This window comes from Halochromatium salexigens, assembly GCF_016653295.1.
GTDB classification, from domain to species: Bacteria; Pseudomonadota; Gammaproteobacteria; order Chromatiales; family Chromatiaceae; genus Lamprobacter; species Lamprobacter salexigens.
In genome coordinates this window covers 1-9,842 of record NZ_NHSF01000086.1, presented here as the reverse complement: position 1 = coordinate 9,842, position 9,842 = coordinate 1, and the positions used below count along the sequence as shown (strand labels likewise).

Genomic DNA, 9,842 nt, shown 5'->3' with positions numbered 1-9,842 from the left:
ACCGCTCAGGGCCGCCGCGATGGCGATGACCATCATCTCGCTGAGAAGATGCCGGCGCTGGATCTCACAACGCGGATCTTCCAAGGCAGCAAAATGACTTGCAATCGATCGTTCGACACTCAGGTCATCCATGGATGACATCCTCCCACCATCAAAACAAAGGCCGGGATCATCGGGGAAGTGGAATGCCTTGTCTAACAGTATCCGCTAATATGTTGATGCGATTGCCCTGCAAGCCGAGTGGCTCGAGCAGATCGATAAACGCCTCCAGCGAGAGGCCCGCGACTTTGGCGGCTTGGGCGAGCGTCAGCTGCCGCTGCTCGAAGAGCGTCAGCGCCAAGGCGCGGTGAACCCCCTGCTCGAGCAAGCGACGGTCGAATGGGACGGCGAGGATGGCAGGACGACCATGCTTGGTGATCAGCGCCAGCTGCCCCCGTTCGGCATCCCGCAGGAGATCACCTGATCGGGTGCGCAGATCGCGCACAGAGAAGACATCAAGGTTATCCATCAAGGGGTTCTCGTTAATTTGTGCCCACAAAGCGTAGCAGAGATGCATTGGACTCGTCTCTGTCATCGGCCGCCCTGCGCTTCGGCATTCGCTGAACAGACTGGATGCTCAGCGGCGTCTGCGATGCCTACAATGACAGCCGGTGCAGATCGCTGCGGTGAACACCGCGCGCCTGTATTCGTCGTGAACGCTGCAGCCGCCGTTCGGGGTGAAGCCCGCGTGTCTGGCTATCCTGCGTCCCTTGGAGGCTTTTCTTGCATCCCCTACTGCGTCACTGGCGCTTCCTCAGCGTTGGCTTCCTGCTGGTCGCCTTTTCCGCCGTCGGCCAAACCTTCGTGTTGTCGCTGTTTGGGGGCGAATGGCGTGCGACCTTTGGGCTCTCGCACGGGGGACTTGGACTGGCCTATTCCGCAGCCACCCTGCTCAGTGCCCTGCTGCTGATCGCGGCCGGACATCTAGTGGACAGGGTGGCACTGCCGCTGATGGTCGCCGGCGTGGTGCTGGGGGCGGCACTCGGCAGTGTCGCACTCGCGCTCAGCGTCGGCGTGCCCGGTCTGGTGCTGGGCTTCTTCCTGCTGCGCTTCTTCGGTCAGGGGTTGATGGCCCATACCGCGCAGACGGCGGTCGCGCGGGCCTTTCGTCAGCATCGCGGCAAGGCGGTCAGTCTGGTGGCGGCCGGCTTTCCGGTCGCGGAGGCCATCGCGCCAATCCTGGTGGTTGCCTTGGCCGCCGCGCTTGGCTGGCGCACCACCTGGTGGCTGATCGCGGGGCTGCTGATCCTGCTGGCCGCGGTCTTGCTTGCGCTGCTTGGGCGTCACTTCCCGGGGCGCCCCAGCCTCGAGGTCGACTCATCCGATGAGCCCGCGCCCTGGACCCGGGCACAGGTACTGCGCGATCGACGCTTCTATCTGATCCTGCCGGCGCTGATGGGCGCGCCGTTCATCGCCACGGCGGTGTTCTTCCATCAGGTGCCGCTGGCCGAGTCCAAGGGCTGGACCCTGGCCTGGCTGGCGGCGAGCTTTCCCGCCTTTGCGGCGGCGCATCTGGTGTCTCTGTCCTTCAGCGGCCCCTTGATTGATCGCTTTGGTGCACGTCGGCTGCTGCCCTGGCATCTGACACCTTTTTTGTTGGCATTGTCGGCACTTGCGCTCACCGATGGGGACTGGTTGGCGCCGCTCTATCTGGGCTTGGCCGGACTCGGCATGGGACTGGCCAACAGTCTGATGGGCGTGATCTGGGTTGAGCTCTATGGCAGCACCCATCTGGGTGCGATCCGCGCCTTGGCGCAGTCGGCGATGATCTTCTCCACGGCGGTGGCACCGGTGTCCGTGGGTCTGTTGCTGGATGGGGGCTGGAGCATGGCGCGGGTCGCCGTACTGCTCGCCGGGATGGTCATGCTGGCCTCGGTGTTGGCCTGGCAAGGGTTGCGGCGGTGAGCGTTGGTTGTCGTGCTGTCGTTGATCCAGAACGCTCTCGGGTCGCCATGCGCTCAGCGTCATCGCCAGCTTGCGATCGCCGAGCCCGGGTCCATGGCCCACACGCCGGCACTGGACTCGAAGGGCTCGTCGATGGGCGCGATGACCGTCGCGCTGTCGGGCTTGAGATCCTCGATGAGCTGATAGAAGCCACGCGAGGGCTTGGGTGCCTTGGAGAGCTTGATCTCAAACACCCAGCGTTGGCCGCCGCGCTCCAGCAGCAGGTCGATCTCCGCACCGTTGCCGGTGCGCACAAAGGAGGGACGCCAGCGCGGCAGCGCAGTGACCACTTGCTCGATGACGAAGGCCTCCCAGGACTCGCCGACTTGCGGGTTGGCCAACAGTTGATCGAAGTCTTCGATTTCCAGCAGCGCATGCAAGACTCCGGTATCGCGCAGATAGAGCTTGGGCGAGCGTACCAGTCGTTTCTTCAGGTTGGTCTCAAACGGCGGTAGCAGCCGGATCATGTAGGTCTGCTCAAGCAGCGCCAGGTAGCGCTTGAGGGTCGGGACACTCAGGTCCATCGCCCCGGCCAACTTGCTGTAGTTGATGGCCTGGCCGTTGTAATGGGCGAGCAGACGCCAAAGGCGTTCCATCACCGGGGCTGGGACGTTGAAGCCAAGCGACGGGATGTCGCGCTCCAGGAAGGTGCGGATGAAATCCTCACGCCAGTCGAGACTGTCCAGCTCATCAGCGGCCAGCAGGCTGTTTGGAAAGCCACCGCGGACCCAGAGCTGCTTCCAGTCGGCCACAGCCGCCACCTCTGGTAGCAGGAAGGGTGTGAGCTCGACTTGGGTGATGCGCCCAGCCAGGGTCTCGTTGGACTGACGAATCAGATCGCGGGAGGCGGAGCCCAGGATCAAGAAGCGCCCGGCTCGGCGATCACGATCGATTTCGGAGCGCAGAGCAGAGAAGAATTCGGGCAACAACTGGATCTCGTCGAGACAGATCAAGGCGTCGCGGTGGTGATCGAAGAACAGCTCAGGCTCGTTGAGCTTGGCGCGATCGGCACGATCCTGCAGATCGAGGTAGACGGCGGGCGCATCGCCCAGCCAGTGGCGGGCCAGGGTCGACTTGCCGCATTGACGCGGCCCGAGCAGGGCCAGCGCGGGTGCTCGCGAGAGTCCGCGTTGCAGTGCCTGCTCAGCGAGGCGCGGGATGTATCCATGCATTTTGATCATGGCGAATTCTGATTTGCATGGTTCTATGATAGCCCAATGCCGATGACAGCCGATGATCAAATCCATCTCCAGCAGTCTGCAGTTTGCCGCACGCTTTGCTCTGGTGGGGCTTGTCGTGGGCAGCTACGTCGCCTGGTCAGCGATCGGCGACGGCTGGGAGTCCTTTCCTGTTTACTCGAGCACGGCCGCTTTTGTCACTGGCTTCGGGCTTTGGCGCTGGCTGGTCGAACGTCGGCAGGCAAGACGCTGCCGAACGGGTCTGTTCACGGTCGCGCTCGCAGGGCTGCTCTCACACCTGCTCTGCTGGTGGCTCTTCATCCTGGGTGCTTGGATCGATGACACCTGGCTCACCGGCGGGGCCTCTCAGGATGAGCCGCCGATGAACCCGCTGCAGGGAGTCATCGGAGCGGTCGTCTTCAGCCTGTTTAGCCTTGCGCTCTTTGGCTGGCTGACCATTCCAGCCGGTGCCTTGATCGGCTGCTGGATGCTGCGCAATGCGGGTTCGGGTTCGCGTTAACCCAATCTCGCGGCATTCAGCTGCCGGGGGTATCGCATCGCCATGGCTGTTAGGTGATCGGCAGCCAGTGCGATGGGCGGCTGCGACCTGCCACGCCGCCTACTCAGGGATCACGCCAGATCGGGGCATGGCGCTCTGCGCTGGGGATGATAACGGCATGATGCGGAGCGAGGAGACGCGTGGGAGTAACATGGAGTCACATACCTGAGCGAGCGTCAGTGGTGACGCGACAACATGAACACTGGAGACAACCTATGGGACTCTTGAGTGGCCTGCACCTGCTCAGCCCGAGCGACCTCGAGCTCGGCCTCCATGCGCATCGCCTTACGCTGCTGCTCGGCCAACGCCTTGCTCAGCGCCTGAAGACGCTGTTCAGACTCGCGCGCCTGTGCCTCGAGCCGCTGCTTCAGCGCATCGCGCTCGCTGCGCACCTCCTCGATCACCCGCAGACACTGCTGCTCCTGGCCGGCCTGGTAGTCCCGCTCACGGGCCAGTTCGACGCGCAGGTCCTCCGCCTGCACCCGGCTCTGTTCAAGCTGTTGGCGCAGGCCGTTGCGCTCGGCGCCATGGGCGGACTGCAGGGTCTGGCGTAGGGTCTCCTGAGCGCGTTGGGCCTCGCGGACCTCTGCGCGGGCCTGATCCCGCTCCCCGCGCAGGGTCTCGTTCAAGACGCGGCGCTCCTCTGCGACGGCGGTGATCTGATCGTGCGCCTGTGCGGCCTGACGGGCCTGTTGCTCAGCGGCGGCTTGGGCCGTCTGCGCCTCGCTGATCTGGCGCTGGGCCTCGGCTCGCTCCTCCGCCAGGCGGGCAAAGGCGACCTCCTGGGCCGTTTGCCACAGGCTGGCCATCGGCGCCTGCAGGCTCTCCGGCATCCCCGCCGGGAGCGCATGCCCCTGCAGCTGATCGCGGATCTCCTCGATCACCGACTCGCGCAGGCGCAGGATGGTGGTGTTGGAACCGCGCCCCAGGTGGGTACGCAAGCGATCGACCGAGGGCGCTTCGCACTGACTCAGACACTCGTAGATGGCGGCGCGGACATCCTCGGCTGAAATCGAGCCGGGACGGGGCATTCAGTCTGTTTCCATAAGGTAACGTGACGATTGTACAGTATAAAACAGAATGAAATCACAAAAGATTGCAACAGAAGCCCCCCTCTGTTGCAATCTTTGGCCCAACCGCCGGTTTCGCCGTGAGCAGACCCCGGTGAGGCGTGTAACATTCCCGATGGAAACCGGGGTTGCTAGGGAGAAAGCACCAGCGAGACAATCGCTTAAGAAGTCACCGCGGCGGCATTGGGTTCGCCGTGGAACATTTTCTGGCGGTGACGCACTGGTTCCACGGGCGCAGCGTTGCGTAGAAACAAAAAACCCGCCAGCAGTGCTAGCGGGTTTGGGGGAGCGGGCGCTGCTCAGGGAGCAGGCCGCGCCTGGTACATCCCCGCCTCCGATTCCGGCCGGTGGCTCAGGCCGGTTGCCACGGATAGCAAAATCGAGTGTAATAACAAAGTTACCATATTAGGGGGTCGGCGGTGCAGACCACGTTACGCAAGATCGGCAACTCGAGAGGCGTGATCATCCCGGCAGCCCTGCTGGCTCAAGCCGGACTCGACGACGCCGTTGATTTGCGCTTGGAAGGGAACCGAATCATCATCGAGCCAGTGAAAACACCGCGGGAAGGCTGGTTCAACGGCGCAAACCCGATTCAGGACGCCGACGCCTGGGAGGATCTGCCACCGGATGACGATGCCAGCGAGTGGAGATGGTAGGCCAGCGCCGAATCATTCGCCGCGGCGAGGTTTACTGGATCAATCTCGATCCGACCATCGGCAGCGAGATCAACAAGACCCGACCTGGGCTGGTCGTTTCGCCAGATGATCTGAACGCCGCGTTGCCACGCGTGATCATCGCACCGCTCACCAGTCGAGGACAGCCACTCGGTTGTCGTCCCGAGTTGATGTTTGGCGGTCAGCAGGCGCGCATCCTGCTCGATCAAATCCGCTGTGTCGATCGGCGTCGTCTGCTGGACAAGCTGGGTGCAATCGATCCGGCGCTTTGGCATGACGTGTTACTCGAAATGCTCAGTTGATGCCGACGATCTTCCAGTAGAAATGCATAGAGTCTTGACTTTTTTCCAGCCAACAAAACAATAGTCGTCATCGAGCGACTGATCAAACCGTTGGTGCAGCGCGATCTTGCCCGCAAGATGGTTTTCCTCACCGGTCCCCGGCAGGCCGGCAAGACCACGCTGGCCCAGATGATGGCGGGCCAGTTTCCCGATGCTCAGCTGTTTAACTGGGACGTCCTCGCCGACCGTCGGGTGATGCTGGCACAAAGCTGGGTTCCCACAGCGTCCCTGCTGGTGTTCGATGAACTTCACAAGATGAAGGACTGGCGCCCCTGGTTATAAGGCGTGTACGACGGGCGAGCGCCAAGACAAGCGATCCTGGTCACGGGCAGCGCGCGGCTCGACGCCTTCCGCCAAGCCGGGGAGTCGCTGGCCGGGCGCTACTTTTCCTGGCACCTGCTTCCGGTGACCGTGCATGAACTCGTCGCGACGACGGACACGGCGCCTGAAGAGGCGCTGAATAGGCTGCTGATCCGGGGCGGCGGGTTCCCCGAACCGCTCTTGGCCGATGCCGATGCACGGCGCTGGCGGCAGTTGTATCTGGACGGACTGATCCGCGATGACATCCTGGAGTTCTCCCGCATCGCTGAGGTGCAGGCGATGCGACTGTTCGTGCAGATGCTGCGCGAGCGCGTCGGCTCGCCGGTCTCGTTGGCCTCCATGGCTCGCGATCTTCAGCTCTCCCCCACGACGCTGAGTCGCTACCTGGGCATCCTCGAGACGCTGCATATCGTCCTGATCGTGCGTCCTTTTTACCGCAACATCGCACGTGCCTTACTGAAAGAGCCGAAGGTGTATTTCTACGACACCGGGCTGGTCAAGGGCGATGACGGCATCCGCTTTGAGAATGCCTGCGCGACCATGTTGCAGGCCGAGGTGCAACGGCGGCGCGATGCCGAGGGTCAAGAGGCGACGCTCCATTACATTCGTGACAAGGAAGGCAGGGAGATCGATTTTGTCGTCTGCGATGCCGATCAACCGACCGAACTGGTCGAGTGCAAATGGTCGGACGCCGCCGTTCCGCGTTATCTGGCGGCCACCGCAGCGCGCTTTCCGAAGGCCCGCGCCACCCTGCTGGTCCGCCATCTGCGCCATCGCGAGCAACGCGGAGCCGTCGCGGTCGAGCCCGTTGCACCCTGGCTGGCCGACCTTGGCGCCGGCCACTAACGCTCGAGACGCTCACCAACATGCCGCAGTCCGCTATCCCCACGTCGACGCCCGCGGTCCTCGCCAACGCCAAGGCCTGACTTCCCTGGTGTATCAGCGACTCATCGGAGACCTCGCCGCATCCCGGCGCCCTGCCCCCGATTCCGGCCGGTGGCGACGGCTGGCTGATCGCGCCTGAGCGCGAGCATCTGGCCGACTGTCGCACCGATCTGCAGGCGGTTAGCCGCTGGCTTGCGCGGCAGAAGGACAACCCGCTAACGCTCGAGGCCTACCGTCATGAACTCGAGCGCTTCTTGCTCTGGCTGGGCCTCGAGCGCGGCAAGGCACTGTCGGAGGCCACCGGCGAGGACATCAGCCTGTTCGATGATCTGCTGCAGTACCCGGAGCGTTGGCCGCAGTGGTACGGCGAGCGACATCCGCGCGCTGATCCGCGCTGGCGGCCTTGGACCCGCAAGCTCAGCGCGCGCTCGCGCCATGAGGCGCTGACCACGGTCGAGCGCTGCTATGCCTGGCTGCTCAAACAGGGCTATCTGCGCTACAACCCGTTCGAGGCTGCGGCGGTGCGCTTACGCGCGCCGCGCTTGGCGGCGGTGCAGGCGCGCTATCTGGATGAGCACTTGTGGCAGGCGGTGCTGGAGCAGGTCCAGGCGATGCCGCAGACCACGGCTACCCAGCGCGCGCGGTATGAGCGCACGCGCTAGGTGGTGATGGCGCTCTATGCCCTCCTCGCTCGGGCCTCGGAGTTCTGCAACGCGCGCATGGGCGATCTGGTGCCGCTGCGCCGGCCCTCCGGGGTGCATTGGTGGTGGCAGGTGCGCGGCAAGCATCGCACCGAGGCCGATGCGCCGGATGAGGTACCGATCCCGCCGGCGCTGATCGAGGCCTTGAGTCGGTACCGCAGCCATCTGGGCCTGAGTCCACTGCCAGAGCCGGGCGAGCCGACGCCGATGGTGTTGAGCCTCTATCCCAAGCGCGACGGCTGGGCGGCGGTCAATCGCTCGAAGCTGTGGCGGTTGATCAAGCAGGTGTTCACGGCGACCACTGAGGCGATCGAGGCCGATGATCCCGATGGCGCCGCCCATTTTACGCGCCGCCTCGCCGCATTGGCTTCGCCATACCGGCATCACGCATCGCATTGATGAGGGTCTGGGGCTGAAAGAGGCGCAGGCGCTCTCAAGGCATCGCTCGCTAAAGGATCTGGGCACCTATGCCCATGCTGATCGCGATGCCTTGTATGCGCGGGTAGCTGGGTGGCGGGCGCTGCCCGCTGACGAGTTCGGGGAGGCTCCCTGAGCCGCGCGGCCCCGACACTGCCCGGCAACGCTCGGGCGAGCAGTGACGCCGATCGTCCTTTGACACGCATGCGAGAACCAGCAACACCCGTGCTTGCGCTGAGAGCTGCGTTGCAGGCTTGGCTTGCCGAACACCGGCACGAGCACAGCGACGCTGCTGGGCGCGGCAAGAGACTTCACTATGCCTGGGATGCCGGCACGAACATCCTGCTCGTCGACTACTCAGCGCTGCTCGGCATCGACTGCCTGCACGCAGTCCGCGACTAGGCCTCGGGCTTCGCCACCCTGCGTTATGCCGAGGGGCTGTTTTAAACCGCCTGCATCCGCGACCTTTGGCTGCCGTTTCAACGCGACCATGAACACAGCGCTTTTCAGCACTGGTTTGCGCCCCTGCCCGAGGACTTGGCCGAGGCATTGGAGATACTGCCGACTCGGCGCTATGCATTAGCGGTGCTCGCGCAGCGCTCGGAGGCGGTGCGGGATCTGATCCTGTCCAACGTCACGCTCTGCTTCCTGCTGCATCACTGGGCCGAGACACTGGGCTGGTCCGAGCAGCCGCTGATCGAGATCGCCGGCCGCAAGCAGACCGAGATCCTCAGCGCCTTGGGGCTGCCGCCCTATCGCCGCGTGCTCAGGCTGATCGCCAAGCTTCGGATCGGCGAGTTCGATGCCTATGAGGTCGACCGGCTGTTGCGGGTGCTGCGTCAGGAGGCGACCTGCAACGCCCTGGTGCATGAGCCTGAGTTGAACCTTCGACTGGTGAAGATCCTCGACGACTACCCCTGGGTGGCCGGTCGCCCGTTGCAGCGGTTGCTGTGCGAGGCCTCGAACCGAACGCTGCGCGAATGGATCAACGACAGCCTGCGCATGGGTGGCGAGGCGGCGCTGCGGGAGCTACGCCGCTGCGATCGGCCGTCGCAGGTGCGGCGGTTGCATGAGCGCTTGCTCGTCGAGCAGATCGAGCAGGACGGCAACCACCGCCGACGCTTCGATGCCAGCGGCCACCTGCTCGCGTTTCCGCCAGCCCCATTCACTGATACCGCGTCCATTCAGGCGATCACGACGCCGGATGCGCTGCAGCTGGAGACCCAGTTGATGCGCCATTGCGTGGCCTCCTACACCGATCGGGTCTACGACGGTCAGTATGCGGTCTACAAGGTGTTGGAGCCGGAACGGCTGACCTTGGGGCTACGCTTGCGCGACGGTGGTGGTGTGTTCTTGGATCAGCTGAAGGGCTTTGCCAACCAAGCGCCATGCCCGCAAGCGCAGGCGGCGGTGGAGCAGTGGCTGCATGAGCAATTGAAGGCGGGGCGGTCTTGATGCGGAGGCGCAGGACGTCGCTCGAAGGATCTTGTGGTCGATGCGCGGAATCGTCCGCGCTGTCGATATCCGTTTCGTTCGCCGCCACAGCAGCGGCAACACAGACTCGGGGACGCGAGACACATCGGGCTCAGCAATTCCCGGTGAAAGTCTATTCGGCAGGCTTTAATGTCATACTCTCAGTACGCCATTGTGACTGGCAAGGGTCCACCCTCAACACGATCAGTTGCTTTAAATAGATTCGTTATTTTAGACGCT

The 9,842-nt window shown here is 63.8% G+C and carries 13 protein-coding genes; 10 read left to right on the top strand and 3 right to left on the bottom strand.

The genetic code is table 11. From position 1 onward, the window contains the following. Nucleotides 1-169: 169 nt before the first annotated feature. Nucleotides 170-508, bottom strand: a complete 339-nt coding sequence (locus tag CCR82_RS17635; protein ID WP_201247128.1) for a DUF7317 family protein — start codon at nt 506-508, stop codon at nt 170-172. Between the two features lie 254 nt (nt 509-762). Here CCR82_RS17635 and CCR82_RS17630 point away from each other — a divergent pair, with 254 nt between their 5' ends. Next, the gene (locus CCR82_RS17630) at nt 763-1,944 is read left to right on the top strand and encodes an MFS transporter (protein ID WP_201247127.1); all 1,182 of its coding nucleotides are present in this window, start codon (nt 763-765) and stop codon (nt 1,942-1,944) included. Nucleotides 1,945-2,003: 59 nt separating this feature from the next. Here the strand turns inward: CCR82_RS17630 and CCR82_RS17625 are convergent, their stop codons facing one another. Continuing rightward, nucleotides 2,004-3,164 (bottom strand): ATP-binding protein, encoded by a 1,161-nt coding sequence (locus tag CCR82_RS17625; protein ID WP_201247126.1) that lies wholly within the window; start codon nt 3,162-3,164, stop codon nt 2,004-2,006. Nucleotides 3,165-3,216: 52 nt separating this feature from the next. Between CCR82_RS17625 and CCR82_RS17620 the strand changes: the two genes are divergently transcribed. Then, on the top strand, nt 3,217-3,681 hold the full coding sequence (locus CCR82_RS17620) for a hypothetical protein (RefSeq protein ID WP_201247125.1): 465 nt from the start codon (nt 3,217-3,219) through the stop codon (nt 3,679-3,681). A gap of 215 nt (nt 3,682-3,896) precedes the next feature. On the opposite strand, the gene CCR82_RS17615 is transcribed toward CCR82_RS17620, so the two are convergent. Continuing rightward, nucleotides 3,897-4,751 (bottom strand): DNA-binding protein, encoded by an 855-nt coding sequence (locus CCR82_RS17615; protein WP_201247124.1) that lies wholly within the window; start codon nt 4,749-4,751, stop codon nt 3,897-3,899. Nucleotides 4,752-5,209: 458 nt separating this feature from the next. Here CCR82_RS17615 and CCR82_RS17610 point away from each other — a divergent pair, with 458 nt between their 5' ends. From CCR82_RS17610 to CCR82_RS17575, 8 genes are all read left to right on the top strand, one after another. Continuing rightward, nucleotides 5,210-5,446 (top strand): AbrB/MazE/SpoVT family DNA-binding domain-containing protein, encoded by a 237-nt coding sequence (locus CCR82_RS17610; RefSeq protein WP_201247123.1) that lies wholly within the window; start codon nt 5,210-5,212, stop codon nt 5,444-5,446. Then, nucleotides 5,440-5,766 carry a type II toxin-antitoxin system PemK/MazF family toxin gene (locus CCR82_RS17605; protein WP_201247122.1) on the top strand — a complete coding sequence of 109 codons (327 nt, stop codon included), beginning with the start codon at nt 5,440-5,442 and terminating at the stop codon, nt 5,764-5,766. The genes CCR82_RS17610 and CCR82_RS17605 overlap by 7 nt, the downstream gene beginning before the upstream one ends. 93 nt (nt 5,767-5,859) lie before the next feature. Then, nucleotides 5,860-6,087: an AAA family ATPase gene (locus CCR82_RS17600; protein ID WP_338073206.1), complete on the top strand. Its 228-nt coding sequence runs from the start codon at nt 5,860-5,862 to the stop codon at nt 6,085-6,087. A gap of 3 nt (nt 6,088-6,090) precedes the next feature. After that, a complete protein-coding gene (locus CCR82_RS18815; protein WP_201247120.1) occupies nt 6,091-6,972 on the top strand; it encodes a DUF8612 domain-containing protein in 882 nt (293 codons plus the stop codon). 293 nt (nt 6,973-7,265) lie between these two features. Continuing rightward, nucleotides 7,266-7,673, top strand: coding sequence for a site-specific integrase (locus tag CCR82_RS17590; RefSeq protein ID WP_201247119.1), 408 nt, complete (start codon nt 7,266-7,268; stop codon nt 7,671-7,673). Nucleotides 7,674-7,679: 6 nt separating this feature from the next. Next, complete coding sequence (locus tag CCR82_RS17585; RefSeq protein WP_201247118.1) at nt 7,680-8,111, top strand: site-specific integrase; 432 nt, start codon at nt 7,680-7,682, stop codon at nt 8,109-8,111. Between the two features lie 243 nt (nt 8,112-8,354). Further along, the gene (locus CCR82_RS17580; RefSeq protein ID WP_201247117.1) at nt 8,355-8,531 is read left to right on the top strand and encodes a hypothetical protein; all 177 of its coding nucleotides are present in this window, start codon (nt 8,355-8,357) and stop codon (nt 8,529-8,531) included. A 135-nt stretch (nt 8,532-8,666) separates the two neighbouring features. Beyond that, nucleotides 8,667-9,584: a PcfJ domain-containing protein gene (locus CCR82_RS17575; protein WP_201247116.1), complete on the top strand. Its 918-nt coding sequence runs from the start codon at nt 8,667-8,669 to the stop codon at nt 9,582-9,584. Nucleotides 9,585-9,842: the final 258 nt, after the last annotated feature.

What these genes read in the sequence shown, in the direction of transcription:
- CCR82_RS17635 (WP_201247128.1), bottom strand. Translation starts at nt 508, where the DNA reads ATGGATAACCTTGATGTCTTCTCTGTGCGCGATCTGCGCACCCGATCA.
- CCR82_RS17625 (WP_201247126.1), bottom strand. Translation starts at nt 3,164, where the DNA reads ATGATCAAAATGCATGGATACATCCCGCGCCTCGCTGAGCAGGCACTG.
- CCR82_RS17620 (WP_201247125.1), top strand. Translation starts at nt 3,217, where the DNA reads ATGATCAAATCCATCTCCAGCAGTCTGCAGTTTGCCGCACGCTTTGCT.
- CCR82_RS17615 (WP_201247124.1), bottom strand. Translation starts at nt 4,751, where the DNA reads ATGCCCCGTCCCGGCTCGATTTCAGCCGAGGATGTCCGCGCCGCCATC.
- CCR82_RS17605 (WP_201247122.1), top strand. Translation starts at nt 5,440, where the DNA reads ATGGTAGGCCAGCGCCGAATCATTCGCCGCGGCGAGGTTTACTGGATC.
- CCR82_RS17585 (WP_201247118.1), top strand. Translation starts at nt 7,680, where the DNA reads ATGGCGCTCTATGCCCTCCTCGCTCGGGCCTCGGAGTTCTGCAACGCG.